The sequence below is a fragment of the Thermococcus sp. genome, assembly GCF_027023865.1.
GTDB lineage: Archaea > Methanobacteriota_B > Thermococci > Thermococcales > Thermococcaceae > Thermococcus.
The window spans coordinates 88,184-113,185 of sequence record NZ_JALVUC010000010.1; the positions used below are offsets into that span (position 1 = coordinate 88,184).

General features: G+C 53.1%; 24 protein-coding genes and 1 tRNA gene. 14 read left to right on the forward strand and 11 right to left on the reverse strand.

Annotated elements, in window-relative coordinates; translation table 11 throughout:
* Positions 1-40 precede the first annotated feature (40 nt).
* Complete coding sequence (locus MV421_RS02950) at positions 41-2,062, forward strand: 1,4-alpha-glucan branching protein (protein WP_297421632.1); 2,022 nt, start codon at positions 41-43, stop codon at positions 2,060-2,062.
* Between the two features lie 41 nt (positions 2,063-2,103).
* Here the strand turns inward: MV421_RS02950 and MV421_RS02955 are convergent, their stop codons facing one another.
* A complete protein-coding gene (locus MV421_RS02955; RefSeq protein WP_297421605.1) occupies positions 2,104-2,838 on the reverse strand; it encodes an alpha-glucosidase in 735 nt (244 codons plus the stop codon).
* A gap of 152 nt (positions 2,839-2,990) precedes the next feature.
* Positions 2,991-4,556, reverse strand: a complete 1,566-nt coding sequence (locus MV421_RS02960) for a sodium-dependent transporter (protein WP_297503339.1) — start codon at positions 4,554-4,556, stop codon at positions 2,991-2,993.
* 588 nt (positions 4,557-5,144) lie between these two features.
* Here MV421_RS02960 and gdhA point away from each other — a divergent pair.
* The gene (gene gdhA / locus MV421_RS02965) at positions 5,145-6,404 is read left to right on the forward strand and encodes a glutamate dehydrogenase (protein ID WP_297421602.1); all 1,260 of its coding nucleotides are present in this window, start codon (positions 5,145-5,147) and stop codon (positions 6,402-6,404) included.
* Positions 6,405-6,532: 128 nt separating this feature from the next.
* Here gdhA and MV421_RS02970 read toward each other — a convergent pair whose 3' ends face one another.
* Both MV421_RS02970 and MV421_RS02975 read right to left on the reverse strand, forming a co-directional pair.
* Positions 6,533-6,622 carry an ion channel gene (locus MV421_RS02970; protein ID WP_297421600.1) on the reverse strand — a complete coding sequence of 30 codons (90 nt, stop codon included), beginning with the start codon at positions 6,620-6,622 and terminating at the stop codon, positions 6,533-6,535.
* A gap of 98 nt (positions 6,623-6,720) precedes the next feature.
* The gene (locus tag MV421_RS02975) at positions 6,721-7,884 is read right to left on the reverse strand and encodes a hypothetical protein (RefSeq protein WP_297503342.1); all 1,164 of its coding nucleotides are present in this window, start codon (positions 7,882-7,884) and stop codon (positions 6,721-6,723) included.
* A gap of 117 nt (positions 7,885-8,001) precedes the next feature.
* Between MV421_RS02975 and psmB the strand changes: the two genes are divergently transcribed.
* The 6 genes from psmB (at position 8,002) to MV421_RS03005 (ending at position 13,184) form a co-directional block, all read left to right on the forward strand.
* Positions 8,002-8,613, forward strand: coding sequence for an archaeal proteasome endopeptidase complex subunit beta (gene psmB, locus MV421_RS02980; protein ID WP_297421596.1), 612 nt, complete (start codon positions 8,002-8,004; stop codon positions 8,611-8,613).
* A 10-nt stretch (positions 8,614-8,623) separates the two neighbouring features.
* Positions 8,624-10,570 carry a beta-CASP ribonuclease aCPSF1 gene (locus tag MV421_RS02985; RefSeq protein WP_297421595.1) on the forward strand — a complete coding sequence of 649 codons (1,947 nt, stop codon included), beginning with the start codon at positions 8,624-8,626 and terminating at the stop codon, positions 10,568-10,570.
* Positions 10,571-10,584: 14 nt separating this feature from the next.
* Positions 10,585-11,913 (forward strand): pyridoxal-phosphate dependent enzyme, encoded by a 1,329-nt coding sequence (locus tag MV421_RS02990; RefSeq protein WP_297421630.1) that lies wholly within the window; start codon positions 10,585-10,587, stop codon positions 11,911-11,913.
* Between the two features lie 36 nt (positions 11,914-11,949).
* Positions 11,950-12,327, forward strand: coding sequence for a hypothetical protein (locus MV421_RS02995; protein WP_366938900.1), 378 nt, complete (start codon positions 11,950-11,952; stop codon positions 12,325-12,327).
* A gap of 4 nt (positions 12,328-12,331) precedes the next feature.
* Positions 12,332-13,015 carry a ribose-5-phosphate isomerase RpiA gene (rpiA, locus tag MV421_RS03000; protein WP_297421593.1) on the forward strand — a complete coding sequence of 228 codons (684 nt, stop codon included), beginning with the start codon at positions 12,332-12,334 and terminating at the stop codon, positions 13,013-13,015.
* Between the two features lie 81 nt (positions 13,016-13,096).
* Positions 13,097-13,184, forward strand: a tRNA-Leu gene (locus tag MV421_RS03005).
* A gap of 569 nt (positions 13,185-13,753) precedes the next feature.
* On the opposite strand, the gene gcvPB is transcribed toward MV421_RS03005, so the two are convergent.
* Positions 13,754-15,262 (reverse strand): aminomethyl-transferring glycine dehydrogenase subunit GcvPB, encoded by a 1,509-nt coding sequence (gene gcvPB, locus MV421_RS03010; RefSeq protein ID WP_297421591.1) that lies wholly within the window; start codon positions 15,260-15,262, stop codon positions 13,754-13,756.
* The gene (gene gcvPA / locus MV421_RS03015; RefSeq protein ID WP_297421589.1) at positions 15,263-16,603 is read right to left on the reverse strand and encodes an aminomethyl-transferring glycine dehydrogenase subunit GcvPA; all 1,341 of its coding nucleotides are present in this window, start codon (positions 16,601-16,603) and stop codon (positions 15,263-15,265) included.
* 191 nt (positions 16,604-16,794) lie between these two features.
* Between gcvPA and MV421_RS03020 the strand changes: the two genes are divergently transcribed.
* Both MV421_RS03020 and MV421_RS03025 read left to right on the forward strand, forming a co-directional pair.
* On the forward strand, positions 16,795-17,472 hold the full coding sequence (locus tag MV421_RS03020; RefSeq protein ID WP_297517803.1) for an HAD family hydrolase: 678 nt from the start codon (positions 16,795-16,797) through the stop codon (positions 17,470-17,472).
* Between the two features lie 25 nt (positions 17,473-17,497).
* Positions 17,498-18,073 (forward strand): hypothetical protein, encoded by a 576-nt coding sequence (locus MV421_RS03025; RefSeq protein ID WP_297517805.1) that lies wholly within the window; start codon positions 17,498-17,500, stop codon positions 18,071-18,073.
* A gap of 1 nt (position 18,074) precedes the next feature.
* On the opposite strand, the gene MV421_RS03030 is transcribed toward MV421_RS03025, so the two are convergent.
* Entirely contained in the window at positions 18,075-18,359 is a 285-nt protein-coding gene (locus tag MV421_RS03030; RefSeq protein ID WP_297421582.1) for a hypothetical protein, read from the reverse strand.
* 91 nt (positions 18,360-18,450) lie between these two features.
* Here MV421_RS03030 and MV421_RS03035 point away from each other — a divergent pair, with 91 nt between their 5' ends.
* The 4 genes from MV421_RS03035 to MV421_RS03050 all read left to right on the forward strand — a co-directional run bounded on the left by MV421_RS03035 (position 18,451) and on the right by MV421_RS03050 (position 20,837).
* Positions 18,451-19,146, forward strand: coding sequence for a metallophosphoesterase (locus tag MV421_RS03035; protein ID WP_297517808.1), 696 nt, complete (start codon positions 18,451-18,453; stop codon positions 19,144-19,146).
* A gap of 31 nt (positions 19,147-19,177) precedes the next feature.
* Complete coding sequence (locus tag MV421_RS03040) at positions 19,178-19,879, forward strand: PrsW family glutamic-type intramembrane protease (RefSeq protein ID WP_297421577.1); 702 nt, start codon at positions 19,178-19,180, stop codon at positions 19,877-19,879.
* A 1-nt stretch (position 19,880) separates the two neighbouring features.
* Positions 19,881-20,084: a hypothetical protein gene (locus MV421_RS03045; protein WP_297421574.1), complete on the forward strand. Its 204-nt coding sequence runs from the start codon at positions 19,881-19,883 to the stop codon at positions 20,082-20,084.
* Positions 20,085-20,168: 84 nt separating this feature from the next.
* Positions 20,169-20,837, forward strand: coding sequence for a hypothetical protein (locus MV421_RS03050; RefSeq protein WP_297421572.1), 669 nt, complete (start codon positions 20,169-20,171; stop codon positions 20,835-20,837).
* Positions 20,838-20,841: 4 nt separating this feature from the next.
* On the opposite strand, the gene MV421_RS03055 is transcribed toward MV421_RS03050, so the two are convergent.
* From MV421_RS03055 to MV421_RS03070, 4 genes are all read right to left on the reverse strand, one after another.
* Complete coding sequence (locus MV421_RS03055) at positions 20,842-21,186, reverse strand: DUF1667 domain-containing protein (RefSeq protein ID WP_297421570.1); 345 nt, start codon at positions 21,184-21,186, stop codon at positions 20,842-20,844.
* Positions 21,183-22,439 (reverse strand): NAD(P)/FAD-dependent oxidoreductase, encoded by a 1,257-nt coding sequence (locus MV421_RS03060; protein WP_297421568.1) that lies wholly within the window; start codon positions 22,437-22,439, stop codon positions 21,183-21,185. The genes MV421_RS03055 and MV421_RS03060 overlap by 4 nt, the downstream gene beginning before the upstream one ends.
* Positions 22,439-23,926 carry an NAD(P)/FAD-dependent oxidoreductase gene (locus MV421_RS03065; RefSeq protein ID WP_297421565.1) on the reverse strand — a complete coding sequence of 496 codons (1,488 nt, stop codon included), beginning with the start codon at positions 23,924-23,926 and terminating at the stop codon, positions 22,439-22,441. The genes MV421_RS03060 and MV421_RS03065 overlap by 1 nt, the downstream gene beginning before the upstream one ends.
* A 223-nt stretch (positions 23,927-24,149) precedes the next feature.
* Complete coding sequence (locus tag MV421_RS03070; protein ID WP_297517810.1) at positions 24,150-24,605, reverse strand: hypothetical protein; 456 nt, start codon at positions 24,603-24,605, stop codon at positions 24,150-24,152.
* Between the last annotated feature and the right edge of the window lie 397 nt (positions 24,606-25,002).

Here is a 25,002-nt window from a genome sequence, read left to right on the forward strand (position 1 = left end):
GTTAAATACTCAAAAACTAATAACACCAGCGGTGATACGCATGAAAGGCTACTTTACGTTCGTTCTTCACACCCATCTGCCTTACGTCAGGAAGCATGGAAAATGGCCCTTTGGTGAGGAGTGGCTCTACGAGGCGATGAGCGAGACTTACCTGCCCCTGCTCATGGAGTTTGAGAGGTTAAGCTCATCCGGAGTCAGGTTTGGTATCGTGGTTAATATCACGCCGGTTCTGGTCGAGCAGTTAGCGGACGAATACGTCAAGCGGGAATTCGAGCGCTACCTTGAGAGGAAGATAGAGAAGACGAAGGAAGACCTGAAATCTGGTAAGTACAATGAGAAGGCTATTTTAGCCTCCCTTGAACACTTTAAGAAGGTCTACGATTACTGGAGGGTGATAAACGGTGATATACTCGGAAAGTTCAGGGAACTTCAAGAGAACGGCTACGTTGAAATAGTAACCTCAGCCGCAACCCACGGCTACCTGCCTCTCCTTGGAAGAGATGAGGCGATAAGGGCACAGATAGCGAACGGCGTCTTTACCTACGAGAAGCACTTCGGGAAGAGGCCGCGGGGGATATGGCTCCCAGAATGCGCCTACCGTCCGACTGGTGAATGGGAGTTGCCATCGGGGAGGAAAGAAAAGAGGCAGGGCATCGAGAAGTTCCTTGAGGAGTTCGGTATCGAGTACTTCTTCGTCGAGAGCAGGCTCATCGACAAGGGGCCGGTGACGAAGGGCTACCACGAGGTCGAGGTCTACGAGGGCGAGAAGAGCACGCTCAGGCCCTACTGGATAAGGGGTTCTAACGTGGCTGTCTTTGCACGCAACAGGGAGACGGGCCACCAGGTCTGGAGCGCCCACCATGGCTATCCAGGCGACTTCTTCTATCGGGAGTTCCACAGGAAGGCCCCTGAAAGTGGCGGCCAGTACTGGAGGATAACCGGGAAAGACGTGGAACTCGGTAACAAGGAGTTCTATGATCCCGAGAAGGCAATGGAGCGCGTCGAAGAGCACGCGAAGCACTTTGTCTCTCTGATCGAGAAGCTGTTAAGCGAATTTGAGGAGAAGACCGGGGAGAAGGGTATAATCGTCTCACCCTATGACACCGAGCTATTCGGTCACTGGTGGTTCGAGGGTGTTAAATGGCTTGGAAGGGTTCTCGAGCTTCTCACGGGGAGAGACATCGAGATGATGGCCTTATCAAGGTTCCTTGATGATTATTCTGGGGAGAGGCACGAGATAGAACTTCCCGAGGGTTCTTGGGGCAGAAACTCGAACCACTCGACATGGTGGAACGAAGAAACTGAGTGGACATGGGAGCACGTTTATCGCGCCGAGGACAGGATGGTGGCAATAGCGAGCCGCTTTTATGGAAAAGACGCTCTAACCGACCGCATCATAGAACAGTTGGCGAGGGAGCTTTTAATTTTAGAGGCGAGCGACTGGCAGTTTCTAATAACGACGGGACAGGCGAAGGAGTACGCGGAGAGGCGCGTTCTGATCCACAGCGGGGATTTCCATCGACTCGCGAACGGTCTCGTTGAGTACCTTAAAACTGGAGAGTTCGATATAAGGTTGCTTGAAGAGCTTGAAGAGCGTGACAACGCCTTCAGGCCGGTTTTAGTGGCTCACTACATCAGCGAGAACCCGCCGGAGCTTGAGGAGTATGTTGAGCCGCCGGAGGTTCCTCCCGAGGAAACCGGTGGCGGGGAGATAGAGATGCCCAATGAAGTCATGGAGAGGGCCTACGCAACGGAGGTTGTCAAGGAAGTGGCGAAGAGAACGCTGAAGTCCCTGAACTCGACGGAGAAGATTCGAAAAGGGAAGGCATGGGGAATGAAGAAACCTGAAAGAAAAAAGACAATTGTTGAAAAAGTGAGCGGCACAAAAACGAAGAGCGATCTCCTCTCGATAAAGGGAATCGGTCCCAAGACGCTGGCAAAACTTAGGAGAGCTGGTGTTTATACCGTTGAAGACTTGAAGAATGCCGACTTGGAGAAGCTGGCAATGAAAACGCGGATTTCCTTAAAACGGCTGAGGAAGTTCGTGGGGCAGGTCTCCTGAGAACCCGATTAGTTCAAGGGAACAACGGAAAATGAGAGGGGTTAAAGGAAGGCGTGTCTGTGCTTGTAGAGGAGGTACGAGCCGTAGAGTATCAGGTAAAGCTCGATGGCGCTCAGGATCACCATAAAGATGAGCCATCCCTTGACGAAGCCGGGGCTTTTGCTTATCATCTCGGTTATCTTTCCAATCGCTCCGGGAGTGGTTAACTGCCTCAGTCCGTAGGTTAGCCCCATTGCCCCCTGGATTATCGGTATTGGTATTGTTGAATACGCTAAAAGCAGGCCAAGGTATCCCCTTCTCTGGAGGGAGAGCATCGAGAGGATCGTGGGGATTGCCAGTATCAATGCCGTCACGGCCATTATCTGGCTCATGTAAACACCAACCAGCAGGAAGAACGCTGTCATTCCAAAGAGGTACGTTCTGTAGGATCTCTTAAGTGCTTTAAGCATGCCCGGGTCGAAGTCATACACCGCGGACTTCGAGTAGAGGTTCATTTTCTTTGCCCTGCCTATGTACTTTTTCCTTCCCTCCTTTTCGATGCCATTGTCAGTGCTCAGGTTCTTCAGTTCCTTGGCTTTCTTGAAGAAGAACTCCGCCAGCTGGACGTTGTCCTTTTTGACGTTCCCTGCCAGCGTTTTGAAGTTTCCGGCTGCTTCCCTGATAAGCGAGATTACCTTTCTCTTATCCTTTTCGCTCAGAACAGTTAACCTCTCAACTCTGGGTATCGTTGTCTCAAGAACTTCAGCAGTGTCCTCAAGAATCGCGGGACTCTTCACGTTTATCCCTCCAAACCTAAAAAAGAAAGGGGGTTTAAGACCCTTGTGCCTTCTCGGCTGACAAAAGCCTGCCGATGCTCCAGCCCATCAGGGCTAGGATTATTAACCATGCTATTATCATGTAGATTACCCAGCTTCCCATCGTCACCACCTCAGACCTTCACTAGCACCTTGTTCTCCTTTATCTCTTCGCCATACTTCCTCTTGATGGCGTAGTACGTTTCTACTGCTCCGATGATGAACATGATTATTATCGCTGCCCCAACGCTCCCTGGAATTCCGCCGCTAACGAAGCCCTTGAACGTTCCGACCAGTGGTATCAGTAGGAATATTGGTGCCACGATTAGGGTAATCCACTTGTAGAATGTTGGGACCCTGGTGTAGGCTCCCTTGTGAAGCTCCTCCCAGAAGTTGCTAGGCTTGAAGAGGTACACGGCCACTATGATGTCAAGCAGTGCCAGCAGGGTGAGCTGGAAGCTGATCCAGTTGTCGAGTGGGGTGACGTACTTGTCGAGGCCTATGTAGATGACAGGCAGTCCCAGTATGAAGTATATCAGCAGGACGATCCATGTTCCAATGCTCCTCTTGATGTTGAGGTCCTCCTCAAAGAGTGCCACGAGGTAGTTGTACATTGCTATTGCCGAAGTCCATCCCGCGAACCACAGGAGCAGGAACCAAAGGGCTCCGAAGAATCTTCCTGCCTGTCCCATGCTGACGAAGGCATTTGGAAGGCTGGTGTATGCGAAACCAAGGCCGAATTTGTGGCCTATCCACGCGAGGGCGGCGCCCTTACCCTGGCTGAGGACGGTCGCTGGCACTATCTTCGGAGCGTATGCCGTTGCCAGCGGTATTGCGAGGGAACCGCCGAGGATGACTTCTGCGAACTCGTTGAGTGAAACGGTGGCTATTCCAGAGAGGGCGACGTCATCGTTGGGGCCGAGGTAGCTCGCGTAGTTCTGGATGATACCCATTCCCAGCGACAGCGTGAAGAATATCTGCCCTGCTGCCGCGAGCATGACGGTGGCGAAGTGCTCCTTGAGGTAGACCCAGTTGGGACTCCAGATGAAAGAGAATCCATCTAATGTACTCCAGTTGGGGTTGATCGGTGAGCCAAGGACAAAAACATAGCCGACCATTATAATGGCGAAGATGTAGAGCAACGGCATCATTATCTTGACCCACTTCTCTATACCCTTGCTGACTCCCCTTCCGACGGCTATGGCTATGGTGACTATGGTGATACCCCAGAACAGCAGAACTTCTGCGTGGTTGCTGAGGTAGTTGCTGAAGAAGCTTCCAGTGTTCTTGCCGAAGTATGCGCCGGTTATGCTGAACCAGGTGTAAGCTGCGGACCAGCCAATGAGGTGCAGGTAGTAGCTGTTGAGTAGTGTAACTCCCGCAAACGCCACCATGCCACTGATGGTACCCATTATTAGTGCGCTCTTGGGTTTGAGACTTTCCCTTGCCATCAGGTAGTAGGTTGGACCGATTGTACCGTGGCCGTACTTGCCACCGTAGCGACCTGCAACCCACTCGACCCACATTATGGGTATTCCAAGAAGGAACAGCGCCAGGAAGTACGGCACCATGAAGGCGCCGCCACCGTTCTGGGCAACCTGGGTTGGGAACCTTACAAAGTTTCCAAGACCGACGGCGTTTCCAGCCATGGCTAAAATCAAACCAATTTTACTTGCCCATTGATCCCTCTCTTGTTCCAAACCATTCACCCCCATGCAAATATACGGGACCCCATGAATTGAGTTGGGGCATTATGCATAAGGTGTTCCATTCTATAAAAAGCTTTTCCATGGTTTTTTTCGACGAAAGCCGATTTACTCAGTCGCAAAACTAACGGTGCCGGGTTTTCGTCATTTTTTCAGTACTAAAAGATAACGTAACGTATGGGATGATGTTATGACAGAGTTAGAGCATGATGTTTGATGATATGGCGGAAATCTGTATTGAGATGAATGACTAGAAAGTTTATATTAACACCCCTCCAAGAACCTCCGGTGCCCGATGAACGAAAAAGAGAGTGAGCTGACTGGTGATGATCGACTTCTCGCTGAGGGCACCATCATTAAACATCATTGATGGAGTTTTATGTTCTTTAATGTATAGAAAATCTTGGATGTACATCGCTCTTTTCGCCCAAAGATTTATGGAGGTTCTCTCTTTCTGCTGAAAATTTGAGCCTACAAGCTTTTGCTGAAAAATAACCGTTCTCCTACCCCTATTATCGAAAGGTTTATATAAGTAAATGCCTAACCTCATATCGCAGATTACCGAAACCTGAGGTGGTAAATATGGTTGAGCAGGACCCCTTTGAGATGGCGGTCAGGCAGCTCGAGAGGGCTGCGCAGTTCATGGACATAAGCGACGAGGCCCTTGCATGGCTCAAGAGGCCCATGAGAATTCTGGAGGTCAGCGTCCCGCTCCAGATGGACGACGGTTCCGTCAAGGTTTTCACCGGTTTCCGCGTCCAGCACAACTGGGCCCGCGGTCCGACCAAGGGCGGCATTCGCTGGCACCCTGCTGAGACCCTCAGCACCGTTAAGGCCCTCGCCACCTGGATGACCTGGAAGTGTGCCGTTGTTGACATCCCCTATGGTGGAGGCAAGGGCGGCATCATAGTCAACCCCAAGGAGCTCAGTGAGGGCGAGCAGGAGAGGCTCGCACGCTCATACATCCGCGCCGTTTACGACGTAATCGGCCCGTGGACCGATGTCCCGGCCCCGGACGTCTACACCAACCCGAAGATCATGGGCTGGATGATGGACGAGTACGAGACCATCATGAGGAGGAAGGGCCCGGCCTTCGGCGTCATCACCGGAAAGCCGCTCAGCATCGGCGGTTCACTCGGAAGGGGCGACGCCACCGCCAAGGGTGCCTCCTACACCATCCGCGAGGCTGCCAAGGCCCTCGGCATGGACCTCAAGGGCAAGACCATCGCCATCCAGGGTTACGGTAACGCCGGCTACTACATGGCCAAGATCATGAGCGAGGAGTACGGCATGAAGGTCGTCGCCGTCAGCGACAGCCACGGTGGCATCTACAACCCGGACGGCCTCAACGCCGACGAGGTTCTTGAGTGGAAGAAGAAGAACGGCAGTGTCAAGGACTTCCCAGGCGCGACCAACATCACCAACGAGGAGATCCTCGAGCTCGACGTTGACGTCCTCGCCCCGGCCGCTATCGAGGAGGTCATCACCGAGAAGAACGCCGACAAGATCAAGGCCAAGATCGTCGCCGAGGTTGCCAACGGTCCGGTCACCCCCGAGGCCGACGAGATACTCCGCGAAAAGGGCATCCTCCAGATTCCGGACTTCCTCTGCAATGCCGGCGGTGTCACCGTCAGCTACTTCGAGTGGGTCCAGAACATAAACGGCTACTACTGGACCCTTGAGGAGGTCTACGAGAGGCTCGACAAGAAGATGACCAAGGCCTTCTGGGACGTCTACAACACCCACAAGGAGAAGAACATCCACATGAGGGACGCCGCCTACGTCGTCGCGGTCAGCAGGGTCTACCAGGCCATGAAGGACCGCGGATGGGTGAAGAAGTGATTTCTTCTCCCTTTATTCTTGTTCTCCTTTCTCTCTTCTGTAATACATCCATTCGGGTTTTTCTCCAGCTGTGGGTTGTAATTATGGCCTGCATCGCGGCCACAACTATTATATCCGTCAGAATCATCCTACACTGGTATGAAGGCACAGAGAACCTTTGAGAGTGCCGTTTTGGGCTTGAAGTCGCCGTAGCCGACGGTGAAGGCTGTTATAACCATTTCACTTCCTCAAAAGCCAGCACCAGTCGAGGAGACTATTGTAATAGAGGAGCACACGAGTAGAAATACGAGAAAACAAAGGATTGGGAACACGGATTTTAGACCTTCGCCCAGTACTCTCTCTCTTCTATCATTGCCCTTACCATCTCCTCCTTGTTCTTGAACATCGTCCTCCTCGAGGGATTCTGCATGCCGTAGAACTCCATGAACGGACTTGGGCGCCTCTTGAACGGGTAGTAGAGGTAGATGGCAGCGAGCGTCCTGTATGCCTCTGCCATCTCGCTTATGACACCAGCGGAGACCCCTTCAGCGTAGTGGTAGACCGCTATCGCCTTGCTCACGTCAACGAGGTTGAAATCGCGTTCGACGAGCTGTCTCCTAAGGATGTCGGTCGCCTGCTCTATGTCGGCCCTGTCAAGCTCATCTACCTCGTCCCCATCAAGGAGGTGCTTTATCCTTATCCTCTCAACGCTGGGGTTTTTAGACACTTGATTGTCATATTCAGCCACGACCCACCAGTCGTCCAGCGCTCCCGGATCGAGAACCGTGAAGTGCTCACTCAACACCTCGTAGAAGTTCCTGACGCGGTGGTAGTACTCCTCCTCATGGCCGGTCATCGGGTAGCTTAGGTAGACTATCGGCTTCTCTGCCTCATGGAAGAGCAAGTCGAGGAATACGTTAGGGGGATGCCTTATTCCAAACTGTAGGATATAGCGGACTTCTACGCCCTCCTTCTTAAGCTCGTGAACGAGTGTTTTGACGTGGTTTATCGCGTCCTCGCGCCACATGACAAGAGTGGAGAGTTTTATGTTGTCTGGATCGTTTCCAAAGCGCTCGAACCACTCCGGGTCGTTGATTATCCCTCTCCTGACGGAAAGGACATCGTCAAGGATTATAACCGCCCTGTCAGGCTTGAGGAGCTTGACGTTGCTCAGGGTAAAACCTATGACGCTCCCACTCCCCCATCTGAAGAGACTTGGGGTCGAGACGAGCTGGTGCTCCGCGTCGCTCTCTTTTATCTCTTCCCGTATTCTCTCAAAGGCCTCGTCCCGTATCTCATTCATCAGGTTCTGGTGGCTTATCGCGAAGTCTAGGACGTTCTTTCGGGTTATCTTAACTCCCCTCTCCTTTCCCACGTCCTTGATATAATTGAAGACGTGGTAATAGGCGTAGCTCTCATCATCGGCGAGCTTAAGCGCTTTCACTATGTACTCGTCCCTGCCGTTAAGAGGTGGCCCGGTGAGCAGGACTATCTCCTTCATTCTACACACCCCACTGCATCTAAAACCCCTTCAGACGAAACCTTTAAATACTATTCCCTCAAAGTGCGGGTGTAAAGGTTCTTCTATTCTAAAAAGATACCAGCAGGGGTGTTGTAATTGGCTGAGAAGCTAAAGGGAACGACTACGGTCGGCATTGCATGTAGGGAAGGAATAGTCCTCGCAGCGGACAGAAGGGCATCCCTCGGCAACATGGTGCTCTCGGATAACGTTACTAAAGTCTTCTGGATTGACGACCACCTTGCCCTGGCAGGAGCTGGGAGCGTTGGGGATATTCTCAGCTTCGTCCGGCTCCTCCGCTCCGAAGCAAAGCTTTACCGGGCCAGGGTTGGAAGGGAAATGAGCGTTAAGGCACTCGCAACGCTTGCTTCCAACATCCTGCACGGGGGTAGGGGCTACGCATACTTCGCTTGGTTCCTCATAGGAGGCCACGACTCCGCCCCCAGGCTGTACTCGATAGACGCGGCCGGTGGCCTCACAGAGGATAAGTTCACCGCCGCCGGTTCCGGAATGGAGTTCGCCTTCTCAATACTCGAATCCGGCTTTAGAGAGGACATTTCCCTCAAAGAAGCTGTTAAACTCGCCCTCCGTGCCATCGGAGCTGCCACTAGGAGGGATGTGTTCACCGGAGGGGGAGTAACTCTGATTACCATCACCAGAGACGGCCACCACGAGTGGAGCGAGGAAGAGCTCAAGGCTTTATCAGAATGAGGTGGTGTCAGTGATAAGAAGGGAAACGTTCGTTGATGATATTCTTCGCGATATCAGAGAGGTTATAAGTCAGATGGTTCCACTGGAGGCAAGAATAACTGATGTAGAGTTCGAAGGCCCGGAGTTGGTCATATACGTCAGAAATCCAGAGACGATAATGCGTGACGGGGAGTTGATAAAGAACCTCGCCAAGGTTCTCAAAAAGAGGATAAGTATAAGGCCAGACCCGGACGTTCTCATCCCGCCGGAGCAGGCGGAGGAGATGATAAAGGAGCTTGTTCCAGTGGATGCTGAGATAACCAACATAAGCTTCGATCCCTCAATAGGACAGGTCATAATAGAGGCCAAGAAACCTGGGAGGGTCATAGGCAAAAATGGTGAGGGACTCCGCCTCATAACTCAGAAGGTTCGCTGGGCGCCGAAGGTCGTCAGAACCCCGCCGCTCCAGAGCCAGACAATTTATTCGATAAGGCAGATACTGCAGGCTGAGGCCAAGGACAGGAGGAAGTTTCTCCGCCAGGCTGGAAGGAACATCTACCGCAAGCCCGAAACGAAAAGCGAGTGGATAAGGATAACCGGCCTTGGAGGCTTCAAGGAAGTCGGAAGGAGTTCCCTCCTCGTCCAGACCAACGAGAGCTATGTCTTGGTCGACTTTGGAGTGAATATAGCCGCCCTTCGTGACCCCAAGAAGGCATTCCCGCACTTCGATGCGCCTGAGTTCCGTTATGTCCTTGACGCGGGCATTCTTGACGCAATAATCATAACTCACGCCCACCTCGACCATAGTGGCATGCTTCCCTACCTCTTCCGTTACAAGCTCTTCGACGGCCCGATATATGCCACTCCACCGACAAGGGACCTGATGGTACTCCTCCAGCAGGATTTCATTGAAATTCAGAAGATGAACGGCGTTGAGCCACTCTACAGGCCAAGGGACATCAAGGAGGTTATAAAGCACACTATAACCCTCGACTACGGCGAGGTTCGTGACATAGCACCGGATATGAGGTTAACCCTTCACAACGCGGGTCACATACTTGGCTCGTCGATAGTCCACCTCCACATAGGCAACGGACTGCACAACATAGCCATAACCGGTGACTTCAAGTTCATCCCGACGAGGCTCTTTGAGCCGGCCGTGAGCAGGTTCCCGCGTGTTGAGACCCTCGTTATGGAGTCAACCTACGGCGGAAGCAACGACTATCAGATGCCAAGGGATGAGGCGGAGAAGCGCTTGATAGAGGTCATCCACCAGACCATAAGGCGCGGCGGGAAGGTGCTCATTCCGGCGATGGCCGTCGGAAGGGCGCAGGAGATAATGATGGTTCTGGAGGAGTACGCGAGGATAGGTGGCCTCGAGGTGCCGATTTACCTCGACGGGATGATATGGGAGGCAACGGCGATCCACACAGCATATCCGGAGTACCTCAGCAGGCACCTGCGCGAGCAGATATTCCATGAGGGTTACAACCCGTTCCTCAACCCGATATTCAAGCCCGTCGCCAACAGCAGGGAGAGACAAGACATCATAGATTCTGGCGAGCCAGCAATAATTATAGCTACCTCCGGCATGCTTGTCGGCGGACCGAGTGTTGAGTACTTTAAACAACTCGCTTCCGATCCAAAGAACAGCATGATCTTCGTCAGCTATCAGGCGGAGGGAACCCTTGGAAGACAGGTGCAGAGGGGATTGAAGGAGATACCGCTCGTCGGTGAGGATGGTAAAACTGAAGTCGTCAACGTTAACATAGAGGTCTACACCATCGACGGGTTCTCCGGCCACGCGGACAGGAGGGAACTTATGAACTATGTCGCAAGGCTCAGACCAAGGCCGGAGAACATAATAACCGTCCATGGCGAGGCCCACAAGTGCCTCGACCTGTCGAGTAGCATACACAAGAAGTTCAACATAAGGACCCGTGCCCCTAACAACCTCGACGCCATAAGACTCCGCTGAACGAGGGGATGAGGATGAGGGTAACCCCCCTCTGCTGTGAATCCTCCTCTTCTCCCATTATTCCCCCCTTCTGTTGCGGTCAAAGGGTTTCCGTGGAGTACAACTATGAGAGAGTGGACCCTTCTAGATGGAGATCCCGGGAGAAGGGAGTGTGGAGATACAGGGAGCTTCTTCCGGACGTTAAAGAGATTGTCAGTCTCCAAGAGGGTGGCACTCCACTACTCAGGGCAAAGCTGTCCGAAGAGTTGGGCTTTGAGATTTTCATCAAGGACGAGACTAGAAACCCCACGGGTTCCTTCCGCGACAGACTCGTCACAGTTGCCGTTTCCTACGGTATTCCTCACGCCGAGAGCGGATTCATAGTTGCTAGCAACGGGAACGCGGCCGCTTCCCTCGCCGCATATTCGGCGAGAACCGAAAAACCCGCCTACACCGTGGTTCCGCGCCTTGTTGAAGAGGGAAAGCTAAGCCAGATAACTGCCTTCGGAGCGAGGCTAATACGCTATGGGGAGAGTGTTGATGAGGGCATAGGCTACGCTGAGGGACTGGCCGATGGAAAGGGTCTCTACAACATTACCCCCGAGAGCAACCTCATCGGTCTGGAGGGGCAGAAGACGATAGCCTTTGAACTCTGGGAGGAGCTTAATCCAACTCACATCGTTGTTCCCACCGGGAGCGGAAGCAACCTCTACAGTATCTACAAAGGTTTCGTGGAGCTTCTGCGCATCGGGGCAATTGATGAGGTGCCGGAGCTTATAGCGGTGCAGGCGGAGCGGTGTTCGCCGATAGCGAGTGAGGTCCTTGGCGTTGAGCCTCGCGCTGAACCAACTAAGGCCCTCGGTCTGTACGTGAGGAATCCTGCCATGAAGGAGCTTGCCCTTGAGGCAATATCCAAAAGCAGTGGAACGGCCGTCCTGGTTGGTGAGGACGAGCTTGACCTCGGTCAGAGACTTCTGGCCAAGGAAGGAGTATTCGCGGAGTACGCTTCCTCCGTTATCATCCCCGCGCTATTGAAGCTTTCAGAGGAGGGGTACTTCGAGAAGGACGACAGGGTAACGCTCGTAGTGACAAGTTCAGGCCTCAAGGGACAGTACTCTGAAAGCAGGGAGCGGTTTTCCCTCGGTGGAACTAAGCTGGAGATACTTCGCCTGATTGAGGACGGGGAGATGTACGGCTACGAGGTCTGGGAGGCCCTTGGAAAGCCGCTCAGATACCAGGCGGTCTACCAGCACCTCCGCGAGCTGGAGAGCATGGGGCTTATTGAAGAGAGCAGGCGGAAGGGGAGACGCGTCTACTACAGGCTGACCGGTAGGGGGAAGAAGTTCTTGGAGATGATGGGGTAGAAAGGTTTTAAAGTCCCTTTTAAAAGCTAATCCTAGGTGAAGAAGGTGAAGCTGGCCATTGAGCACAAGTTCTCCCTTACGGTTTACCTATGGGGTACGATAACCGGCATAATCAGCGGTCTCGCTGCGGCAAAGATCGAGTACGGCTGGCTCCTTGGAGTGGCCATGTATATAGTGACCGACAAGTTCATCATGGCAGTCATAAAGGAGCTCCCGCCCGACGTTCCGGACGAGAGAGCGATACTCAAAAAAGCGTTCTGGGGATGGAGCCTGTTCTGGCTCTACTTCGTTATGCTGACCTATTCACTGGTAATAGGCTTCACGCCCCATTGCTACTCGAACCAGAGCCTGCTCTATAGGATGGTCATGAACGGTAACGCGACCGTTCCCTGTAACGTAACTCCCGTGGGGTGATGACATGGAGGAGCTGAAGAGAACAGTAGCTAAGGAGGCTTTGGAATTCATCGAGGACGACATGGTCATCGGTCTCGGCACCGGTTCGACCACCGCCCACTTCATAGAATACCTCGGCAAGCTCATCATGGAGGAGGAGCTCGAGGACGTTTACGGTGTTCCCACATCTCACCAGTCGAGACTTCTCGCCATAGAGAGCGGCATTCCCATCGTTTCCCTTGATGAGGTTGACGCGATAGACATAGCCGTAGACGGTGCTGACGAGGTTGACCCCAACCTGAACCTCATAAAGGGCCGCGGTGGAGCGCTGACGATGGAGAAGATAATCGAGTACCGCGCCGGCACTTTTCTCGTTCTCGTGGACGAGAGCAAGCTCGTCGAGCGGCTTGGTGAAAAGATGCCGGTGCCGATAGAGGTTATCCCGGCCGCGTGGAGGGCGATAGCCGAGGAGATAGAGGTCTTCAACGCCGAGGCTGAACTCAGGATGGCCGAGAAGAAGGATGGACCGGTAGTTACCGACAACGGCAACTTCATACTCGACGCGAAGTTCCACCGCATCGAAGACCCGCTTGACCTCGAGGTAGAGCTGAACAACATCCCCGGCGTTGTGGAAAACGGTATCTTCGCCGACATAGCGGACATCGTTTTAATCGGCACGAAGGACGGCGTGAAGAGGTTTGAGCGCTGAGCCTCTAGTCCCCCCGTTTTTCTTGGTTGGCTAGGTTAAGTTTATAAATCTCATGAGAGTTACAGCTTTTGAGCCTCCCGCGCGGGGGTAGCCGAGCCTGGTCAAAGGCGGTGGACTCAAGATCCACTCCCGCAGGGGTTCAGGGGTTCAAATCCCCTCCCCCGCACCATTTAGCCCTTGCAGAGCAAGCGCTGGTGGAAAGCCCGTAGCCCATTCATGAAGTGCGTTTATGAAGGGTTCTCCTCTTGAAGTTAATTGTTTTAGGGAGAACTCATTTAAAGGTTCTTTGTAAGGGATTTAACTTTAAAAAGACACCATTCTCCGGGAGAGGGCTACGAACTTTTGGTGAAGCTTTTCTCAAAAGCTTCAACACCGCTTTCACCCTATTTCAAGCGTCTTGCGGATGACGGAAAGATTGCGTTTCTTCTCTTGAGGGATTTACTCGTTAATTGCTAATTTTGGACGTTTGTCTTCTTCAAAGCATCCTACGGACGCCAGAATAGAACGCAAACCTGTCCAAAGGCTTCTTTTAGAATTAAACCCCTATTCAATTGAAATTCGAAACGGGCACACTAGCACGATCCCTCAGATTATGAGAAAGAGAACTCTCTTGCTCAAGCTTTTCCAAAAGATTGTCTGCGACGTTGGAGCTTTGCCTCAACGCACGGGACGATGGTCCTGTTGAGTTCCCAGAAGACCGTACGTAAGAACCCAAAAAGAGCAAAAAGGAAAACAAAATCAGATGTCGATCTCACCCTTTTCCTTCAGCTCACGGTACATGCGCCAGCTGATTATCGGCCTCTTTGCAGCTAAAACGTCGTCGACCCTCTTAACCGCGGTGTTGTGTGGGGCGCTCTTCACAAGCTCGGGGTTGCTGTAAGCTTCCTCGCTTATCCTCTTGAGGGCTTCAACGTATGCATCCAGCTCCTCCCTGCTGACGGTCTCAGTCGGCTCAATCATCAGCGCCTCGTGAACTATCAGCGGGAAGTATATGGTGGGCGCGTGCATTCCGAAGTCGAGGAGCCTCTTGGCGACGTCAAGGGCCTTAACTTCGGTTTCCTTCTTCATAGGCTCCGCAGAGAAGACGGTCTCGTGCTTCCTAAGCTCCTTTCCGGGAAGTTCGTATCCCTTGGTTCCCTTCAGCTTCCTCGTTATGTAGTTGGCGTTGAGGACCGCTATCTCGCTGGCCTCTCTCAACCCATCTCTACCCATTATCTTTAGATACGTCAGTGCTTTTACCATAACCGCGAAGTTGCCGTAGAGTTCTTTCACCTTGCCGATGCTCTTTGGCACGTTGTAGTCCAGGTAGTAGCGGTCGTTCTCCTCGTCGTAACCCACGAGCGGAACCGGTAGGTAGTCCTTCAGGAAGTCCTTCACGCCAACCGGCCCGCTTCCGGGTCCACCGCCGCCGTGCGGGGTCGAGAAGGTCTTGTGGAGGTTGAGGTGGACGACGTCAAAGCCCATATCGCCCGGCCGTACTTTGCCAAGGACCGCGTTGAGGTTTGCACCGTCGTAGTAGAGCAGGCCGCCGGCTTTGTGGACTATCTTGGCTATCTCCAGTATCTCGTCCTCGAAGATTCCGAGGGTGTTTGGATTAGTCAGCATCAAACCGGCGGTTCTCTCGCTCACGGCGTTCTCAAGGGCCTCAAGGTCAACGGTTCCGTTCTCGTTGGAGGGTATCTCAACCACCTTGAAGCCCGCCATCGCGGAGGAGGCCGGATTGGTACCGTGGGCCGAATCCGGAACGAGCATCTCGGTCCTCTGAGTCTCACCGCGGTCGAGATGGTAAGCGCGGATTATCGAGACGCCGGTGAACTCGCCGTTCGCACCGGCCGCAGGCTGGAGGGTGAAGCGATCCATCCCGGTTATCTCTCTGAGCCATCCTTCCAGCTCCCACATTACTCTAAGCGCTCCCTGGATGGTTCTCTCGTCTTGATAAGGATGGACGTAAGCCACACCGGGATGGGAAGCTATCTCCTCGTTTATCTTGGGGTTGTACTTCATGGTGCACGAGCCGAGAGGATAAATGCCGCTATCGACACCGTAGTTCATCTCGCTCAGACGCGTGTAGTGTTTGACCACCTCAGGCTCGCTCAACTCCGGGAGGTTGAGCGGGCTCTTCCTCCTCAGCTTCTCAGGGATTTCAACGTCAGCGTCTTCAATCGGCTTTGGAAGAGTATAACCAACCCTTCCCGGCCTGGAAAGCTCAAAAACGGTCGGTTCGTCCCACTTGGCTTGGCGGAACATTCAGGCCACCTCCTTTAGGACATCTATGAGTTCATCAACCCATTCCTTTCTCGTTGTCTCGGTCGCCGCGAAGAGGGCTGTCTCCCCAAGCTCTGGAAAGTGCCTTCCGAGGTAGTAGCCACCGTGTATGCCTTTCTCAAGAAGCCTCTCGTGAACCACTTCATAGGGGACACCGAACCTAACGGGCACGTCCTTGAAGTTGACGCCACTGAAGGGAACCTCAGCCACCTCTGAAAGGCGCTTCTTGAGGTAGGCGGTGTTCTTCAGGATGGTCTCGCCGAGCTCTCTCAGACCATTCGGCCCGAGCGTTGCTAGGTGTATCGCAGCCGCGACGGCAACTAGGGCTTCGTTTGAACAGATGTTTGAGGTTGCCTTTGCACGCCTTATATGCTGCTCCCTCGTCTGGAGGGTCATCACGAAGGCCCTCTTCCCGTCCCCCGTCTTCGTCATCCCTATTATCCTACCCGGCATCTGTCTTACCAGCTTCCTGTCGTTCCTTACGGCGAAGATTCCCGCCCTGGGAGCGCCGAAGTTCATGGAGTTCCCGAAGTAGGCTGCCTCGCCGACGACGACGTCAGCGCCGAGTTCCCCCGGAGCCTCAACTACCCCAAGTATTGTCGGGTCGACCCCAACAACGAAGAGTGCCCCGGCATCGTGGGCTATCTCCCCTATCTCCTCGATGTTTTCTTCGAGGAGGCCGAAGAAGTTGGGTATCTCGACGTAGACACCGGCGGCGCCTTCAACCGCTTCTTTCAGCTTTTCAAGGTCAAGCTGTCCCCGTTCATCCCAGGGGACCTCAACCTTCCCGAGGCCCGGTCCCGAGGTATATGCTCTCAGAACCTCCTTTTTTTCGGGACTGAGTGCCTTGGGGATAACGAACTTCTTCCTTTTCGTGTGCCTGGCTGCCATCAGCGCCGCCTCTGCCATCGCCGTCCCCCAGTCGTACATTGAGGAGTTAACTATCGGCAGGCCAATCAGCTCCGCGATGAGGCTCTGGTACTCAAAGAGAGCCTGGAGCATGCCCTGGCTTACCTCCGGTTGATAGGGAGTGTATGCCGTCAGGAATTCACTCCTTTCGATAAGGTACTTGACGTGTGCCGGGACGTAGTGGAAGTATGTTCCCGCCCCCAAAAAGCTCGGCATCTCGAGAACCGTTTTGTTCCGGCTCAGGATACCGTTCAGCTCAGTGAAGACCTCGTACTCGCTCTTTCCCTCTGGAAGGTTGAACTCCTTGACCATTCCTTCCGGCACATCGGAGAACAGCTCTTCAATCCGCTCAAACCCGATTTCCCTCAGCATCTCCTCCTTCTGCGGGAGGTTCGGGAGGTAGTGTCTTCCCATGCCTATCACCTTCTTAACTTTAAGACGCTCGTTGAAAGTTGGGCGGGAAGAATATATGCTTTGTGCCGGCGGCAACCTTAAAAGCCAAGCCCCCACCCTAACCTTATGATAGACTGCATCAACCGCTCGCACCGGTCATTATTATTGCCTCAATGGTGACTCCCTTTGAATGCATCAGAAGGGGTGGTTAAATGATAATCGCCTTCGACTTCGACGGGACGCTGGCAGATACCTACTGGTGCATTGAGGAGGCATTCAAACGCGCCCTTCAGAGGCGTTACCGCTGGCTTCCAGGGAAGGTACTCTGGGCGAAGCTTTTAACTAAGGTAGAGCTTCAGTTCGAGAGACCAACCTTGGGGGGGCACAAGAAGAAGACGAAGGTTCCGTTCTTCCTCAGGACGAAGTTCTTTGAGACGTGGTTTGAGGAGAGGGCAAAGCTAACAAGGCCGATAGATGATTCCCCCGAACTGCTGAAGAAGCTCAAGGAGGAAGGTCACACCGTCATCTCCTTCTCGGCGGAGGACTTCATGGACGGTATGAAGGCCAGAAGGTTGAAGATGATGGGGGTCTACGACCTTTTCGACGATGTTGTGGTCTTCGGGCACGAGATGACGCTCGACGAGGCCTTCAAGCTCGTCCGCGAGAAGTATGGAAACGAGACCTTCATCTGGGTCGACGACAAGCCATGGCGCTTCATAGGGCATGGTGACGGGAACACGGAATATGTATGGTACTACTTCCCGTTCACCGCAAGATTCATTGAGAAGAAGCGGGAGAGGCTCGCACTCATACCGCACCTGCACATCATACGGGATCTGTGGAGCATCTTTGATGTGATAAAGAACGTGGAGCACGGAAAACATTTTTAGATGTTGAGATCGATATTGTTAAAAGATGATGGGTATGAAGAATAAGGTCCTCATAGGATTGCTCGCAACTTTCATCCTCATTGTCATCATAGGTCTTGGTCCTTGGTGGAAGGACATATCAGGTGGCATAACACCCTCTGGACCCAACGTCACAGCCACCTATCTGGGCATCCACAAGCCGCAGAACATTGGTGACTGGCAGTTCGTTGTCAAAGATCCCATCCTGACCGACTGCATGGTGGCCTACCTTTACGAATACGACGGAACAGGCAAGCTGACGGTCTACGAGATAGACGCCGGGACGCTGGAGGCACTTGGGCTTAAAAACAGAAGGAGTAACTGCACGAACGTCCTCAGATATGGGGTTTTCGCGGTCAACTTTACGGGGATGCCTGAGGCTCTGTCCATAGAGATATGGGTGAGCAAGAGTTCAACCGGAGGTCATGATGTCTACTTCCAGCAGCTTGGGGACTGGCGCTTTGTCAACGGATCATACATAGGTTACATCGCGCCGCCTATGAACAATGACTACGCCCTTATGAACATAACCACCGTGGAGGAGCTGGTAAACAAAACTGGTATTCATATGATAAAGAGATGAGCTAACCTGAGTCGGCGTTGGTGTACTCAACGGTATCCTCAACGAACTCGTCGTAGGTTCCCCCATTAACTTCTTCCAGTTTTATGGAGAACTCCCTTCCCAGCGACCACCTAACCGCAATGGGACCCCTATCCGTTTCAGCTATGATGAGTCCGAAGGGTAAATCACCGGCCCAGTGGTGCTTTGAGAAAGTTACCTCAAAGCCCCTCCTTTTAAGCTCTTTCAGCACCTCTTCGTAGGTTCTGCCCGGTCCGTATGGACTTTTGACGAAGCCAATGTAGGCCATTTTTACTCACCATTGTTCCATTAATAGGCAGATTTAAAACCTTTTCGGTTCTCTTAACAAAGCTTAAAAGCCGAGAGAAAAACCTAAAAACATGAAACCAGTTCCATTGCCAGACCGAGCACTCAAACTCAATGGGAACCTCATAATAGCGGACCTCCACCTCGGCTACGAGATCAGCATGGCGAGGAAGGGATTCTACCTGCCGCGGGTTTTCCACGAGGTCGTCGGAAAGCTGAAAGCTATCCTCGAAAGGGAGAGGCTAAAGCGTCTCGTAATTAACGGTGACCTAAAGCACTCCTTCGTCTCCGAGTGGCGTGAAAGGGAAGAGCTAAAGGCCTTCTTTAAGGAGGTTTCCCCGCTCGTTGATGAGCTGGTTCTCGTGAGGGGCAACCACGACGTTGGAACGCTCTGGCTAAGGAAGCTTGGTGTTGAGGTCATTGACGAGCTTGAAATTGGAAAGTGGAAGCTCGTCCACGGGCATAATCTCGTCGAGGGTGAGCGCTTTATCCTGGGACACGAGCATCCAGCGATAAGGCTACGCGACGAGGTGGGGGCGCTTGTCAAGATGCCTGCTTTCTTAGTAAGCGACGAGCTAATAGTCCTTCCTGCCTTCAGTCCATGGGCCTACGGCAACGACGTGCTGAGGGAGATAGTCTCACCATTTCTAAGGGCCTACGACATTTCAAAGGCTCGCGTGCTCGTTCCGTTAGGGGACGAGATCCTCGACTTTGGTGAGCTCGGAAGGTTGTCCGGAATCATCTGGAAACTCCCCTCCACAAACCTTTAAACTTCAAAGAAGTAAACCCGTCGGTGGTAACGTGAACGCGCTCAGCGCCCTGATATTCTTCGCCTACGCCCCGGCACTGGCGATACTCTGGTACTTCTATCACGCGGACAGATATGAACCCGAGCCGAGGCGCTACGTTATCGGGACATTTATCCTCGGAGGAACCCTCTCCGTCGGGATAGCCTACATCTTAGAGAGCATCCTGACGATTGGGGGGATGATACAGCCCCTCCTCCCCACGACGACCTTTTATGTTGCGCTCGTTGCTGGACTCGTAGAGGAGCCTTCAAAGGCGTTGGCTGTAAGATGGCCTTTCAAAGCGGGTCAGATGGATGGTATAATGGACGGCTTAGTCTATGGGGCCGCTGCGGGTCTCGGCTTTGCTGCCACCGAAAACTTCATGTACGGTCTTGGCTGGGGGTTGGGCGTTACCCTGACGCGGGCGTTCCTTACTCCATTCGCCCACGCAACGTGGAGCGCGATAATCGGCGTTGGTTATGGGTTAAAGGCGGAGGGAAAGGTTGACTCCCTGACCGGTTACTACCTTCTGGCGATCTTCCTTCACTTTCTCTGGGACTACTATGCCTTCATGAGCGCCACGATCCCGGCCTACAACATCGTCCTGATAGTCCTCATCGGCGTTAATCTGGCCATACTAAGGTACTTCATGATTGCCGGCCTCGCGGAGGACAGGGCGAGGCTCTGGTATTACTGGCTTAGGAGGGGTGGTTGAGATGGGAAAGGTTGAGGATGCACTCTTTGAGGCTAGGCCCTACGTTGAGTACTGGGATGGGTTGAAAGAACTCGTTGAGAAGCTTTGGAAGGACACGGAAAACGAAGAGGAGTTCCTAAATAGGATAAAATCGGAGATGGAAATGGCGGAAGAGCCTTTCAGAACCGACCTCAGGATATTCCTACAGAAGTTCGAGGTTCTTTGATTTTTCCCCAAACCTCAGCTTGTCTTTAGAACCGTGAACCAAAAGGTTTTTTGAAAATCCCACCAACGTGTTAGGGGGATTGAAATGAAGAGGACTTTAGCGGTGCTCATCCTGGTTATCGCTGCTGGAATAGCTGGAGCGTGGTACCTGAGGGGCAGCGGAAGCATCATCCACCAGCAGTCTCCGCTGGCCGTTAAAGGGCAGATACTGGCAAGGCTTGGTGCGATGGACTGTTACACCTACACCCAGAACATAACCGTTAGTTCGGGAAATGTCACTGTGAGATCCAGCGTGGAGGGAGGGCTAAACAACGGGACGTATTACTTCCACGGGAGGAGGAGCGGAACTGAGTGGTGGGGAACCATAAGGGGCCGCCACTTGGTTGAAAGGGTAGTCAACGCGGGGGAGAAAAAGGAGTTCAACATCAACCTCACGGAAAATGAGCTGTCTGCAATGATGATGTACGAGCCGGTTCAGCTGGCCATCCGCGCACTGGGAAGCTCTGATAAGGTTAGCGTCTCAGGCCAATGGCTCGTCTGCAACTTCACACTGCCGGAAACTGGGGGCGGGAGTCCAGAGACGTTCGCAGGAACCATCAAAGTGAAATTCAACGATCATTACATACCCACGAGGTTGATTGTTGATAGCATCGTGACATCCAACGGGGAGACCGTGAAGAGGGTTTCGTTCTCGGCCGACATTAAAGAAGAATGCTGGATACCGGAATGGGAAAAAATACTAGAGACGGGGTGAGGAGTTAAGCCCCCCTCGTCGCCACTATTTTTACCCCCTCCCACTCGGCAACGACATCGCCGACTTTTATCGGAGCCTTGAGCTTTAGCCCCGCTAGAAACCTCATCAACTCGGGTATCCTCTCCTTAGGAACCGACTCTGCCGTTCTGACGCTCACCGTTGGGAGGGCATCCCCTTCGACAGGAACAACACTCATGACAATTCTTTTTGGGTTTGTGACCTCCTGAACCGCCCATTCCTCCCCCCTGGGACAGGTGCAACCTCGAACCTCTTTAATTTTCCCGTCCTCGACCTCAACCTCTATGGAACAGCCGAGGGGGCAGACTATGCAGGTAAAGCGGTAGATCATATCCTCACCACCTCCACTGTAAGCTTCTCGGTTTTCCTGATTTCCTTGGACCTCAGCGTTATCCTGAGCATTTCCGCGGGCTTGACCACGGGGAGTCTAACCCTCTTGGATATCTCCGGAATCCTCAGTTCAACGTTCTCCATTGGTTTTGCAACGCGGAGGTAGAGGTAGACATCCCTCTCACCGCTGAGATAGTGTGGAGCGAGGAGGCGGACGTTTTCACCTTTCTCAACTTTAATCCACTTCCTACTCTCAATTCCTCCATTGTTGATGAATTCCTTTGCACCTTCCGCCGCTAATTCACCCTGCTCCGCCACGTAGTCAACGAGGTCGTTTATGAGGAGGGAGTTGCCCGCTGCGAAAATCCCCGGAACGCTCGTCTCAAGACGATCGTTGACGATTGGTCCACCGGTTGCTGGATCAATCTCAACTCCAACCTTTTTCAGCTTCTTAACGCTCGGAACCAAGCCAGCTGAGATCACTAAGGTATCTGCATCAATCCAGAATTCGCTTCCCGGAATCTCCCTGAGGTTTTCATCAACTTTCACGACCTTCACTCGTTTGACCCTTCCCTTTCCGCGCACTTCGACAACCTTGTGGCCTAGGTAGAGGGGGATGTTGAAATCGCGGAGTATCATGACATTCCTCGCTAGGCCCCCAGGGTAGGGCATCAGTTCTACGACCGCCTTGACCTTGGCGCCCTCGAGGGCAAAGCGGCGTGCCATTATAAGGCCCACGTCGCCGGAACCAACTATGACGACCTCCTTTCCTGGCAGGATGCCGTAGATGTCCATCAACGTCTGGGCCTCACCTGCCGTGTAAATTCCAGAAACCCTGTCTCCAACTATTCCAACTTCAAAGGCGTGCCTTTCGCGAGCGCCGGCGGCGTAGATCACGGTCCTGGTCCAGGCCTGGTAGGCACCGCTCGGTGATGTAAATATTACCACCTTCTCAAGATCGGAATAATTCCTGATCTCTAGAACCCTAGCAGATGTTCTGCACTCCACTCCAAGTTCGACCAGCCTCTTTGCAAGTCTGGACGCGAACTCCGGGCCGGTAAGCTCCTCCTTGAAGTAATGAAGCCCAAAACCGGGATGGATGCACTGGGGGAGGATTCCTCCAAGGTAATCCCTCTCATCGAGGAGTAACACCTTCAGGCCGAGTTCCTTCGCTTTAATGGAAGCCGCCATTCCCGCCGGTCCACCACCGATGACGACCACGTCGTAGTTAAGCATGGGGATCCTCGGGAACATCAGGCATCCCCCCTGATAAGAACTTTGACATCTCCAATGCCAATCTCACTCCCTCTACCCTTCAGCGTGACCTTCCAGGATTCGGTATCATACTCTTTAGCTAAAAGCTGGACTATCTTGGGTCTGCAGAAGGCGCCTTGGCAGGTTCCTGTCATGGCCTTCGTCCTGAACTTAATGGAGTCGAGACTGGGTGTCTTAACTCCTATGAACTTCATCCTCTCTATCGCCTCCAAGATGTCGCCCTCGCTTACGTTGTTGCAGCGGCAGATGATCCTGCCGTATGCAGGGTTCCCCTTCACCATCTCGTTGACCTTTTCTGGAGGGAGCATGAAGAAGTGCGTTATCTCCCTCCGGTAGGGGTTCCACTTCTCCTTCTCGACCAGCTTGATTCCAAGGTCGCGCTCGATTATCTCAGTAACCTCATACGCTATCGCCGGAGCACTCGTGAGGCCTGGAGAGCGGATTCCAGCGACGTTTATGAAGCCCTCGACATCTTTCTCGGCCCTAATTATGAAGTCCCCACCGGTTGGTTCGGGTCTCAATCCCGCGAAGGTCCTTATCACCTTGCTCTTCAGCGGGAGCTGCGGCCAGAGCTTCTTTGCCCCTTTCCATACCTTCTCAAGGCCCTCCTCAGTCGTTGCAAAGTTCTCCTTCTCCTCGGGCGGCAGATCCTGGGCGTTGGGACCTATCATGAGGTGCCCGCTCACCTCGCTTGTAACGACGATACCCTTGCTTATAGGCGTCGGAGTGGGGAACAGAACGTGGTTCGGGCCTGGAACGGTATCATCGAAAAGGAAGTACTCCCCCTTCCTCGGGTGTATCTCGAAGTAGTCTATACCCGCCATCCTTGCTATCTCATCCGCATGAAGCCCGGCGGCGTTGATTACAACGTCAGCCTCGATGAAGCCGTTGTTCGTCTCAACACCCTTAACCTCGCCGTTCTCGACCTTTATGTCCCTGACTTCCGTTTCTAAGTGCGTCTTAACTCCGTTTGCTACGGCGTTTTCAACGAGCGCTATAACCGCCGGAATCGGCGCTATTTGGCCGACTATCGGAACCCAGAGGGCACCGAGGGCTTCTTTGGTGAGGTGGGGTTCCATGCGGAAAAGCTCTTCCCTCCCGATTATCCTCATCTCGGGGACGCCGTTCCTCCTCCCGCGTTCAAGGAGCCTCTCAAGCTCGTCGAAGTCCTCATCCTTGGTGGCAACTATTAAAGCCCCGTTCCAGACATGGGCGATCTGGAGTTCCTTGACCCACTGGTGCCATAGGCGGTTCCCCCTTATACAGAGTTTCGCCCTCGTTGGGTACTTCTCGGGGTCATCGTCGTAGCCTCCATGGATTAGGGCGGTGTTGGCCTTGCTCACACCCCAGCCCACGTCCGGGGCCTTCTCGATGAGGTGAACCTCTAGGTTCTCATACCTGCTCAGAACGCGCGCTATGCTCGCGCCGCTTATTCCAGCACCTATTATGGCAACTTTCGTTTTCATATCCCTCCCTCCGATATAACCATAGAAAAGCCTTCACCCGTTTTAAAGCTTTCTCCAACCTTTGGTTTATCACAAGAGAAACGAGAGAACAGTTCTGGGCATAAGGAGGGAGGACGTGAGTGACCACTGGGAAGGAGACCATCTCTGTACATCTGGCTATCATGGAGGACAGCCCCACCAAGCTCACTCCGAACCCCACTTTCCAAGGATGATGAAGTTGCCATCATGAAGCAGATTGGCGCCATAGACGTTTGAAGGCCCCCCCAATCCTCCCGGAAAAACGGCCGCTCACAGGTTCCCCATTGCTTTTTACCCTCAACGTGACGTTCCACGTCTCAACAATCCTTATTACGTAGGGCTCCTCGATAGTCCCGGCGTTAGATTCATCCTCCTGCCTGAGGAACACGTGAAACTCGTAGTAGCTACCAGTCCTTTTTATGCCCGTAACGTTTCCATTTTCCAGGATCCACCTAAGAAAGTTCATGATGTTAATCTCTGGCCAGCTGGTGCGGGCGACGATTGACCAGTTGATATCATTCACCTTGGAATTAACCGAGAAGGTAAAGTTCCTCCCCCCGTTGTCCCTGATCCAGTAAACAGCAGTGCCGTTAGAGTAGTTTACGCAGGCCCTAATACTCCCGGCCGGAATGTTGAAAATGGAAAGTGAGCTACCGTTCACGGCCCAACAAAAAGAGGGATAAGAATTGACCCTCGAAACCACTTGAGTGACTGAAGGGGGCTTTTCAGGGGGTGATTCAATCCGGTGAACCTTAGGGATCCCGTTATCTGAGATGATCTGACTTCCTCCCCGTCGTGAACGGCGAGGGTTCGAGTTAACCCCTCGCCAGCAGGCGGTTCGGTTTACGGGCACTCATTCACCTACTCCCGTTGCCGGTTTCGGTTCGGCCCGAAGGCACGGTCTCGTGCCCGTTACCCCTACCGCTGAACGGTTTGGGGTTATCATTCCAAAGGCCCACTCGTTAGTTTCAGACTGCCTCAGCGGGCAGTCTTTCGAAGACGCTTAACAGCGTCAAACCACTCTAAAGCAGAGTGGTAACGTGAAACCCCTCATCTCA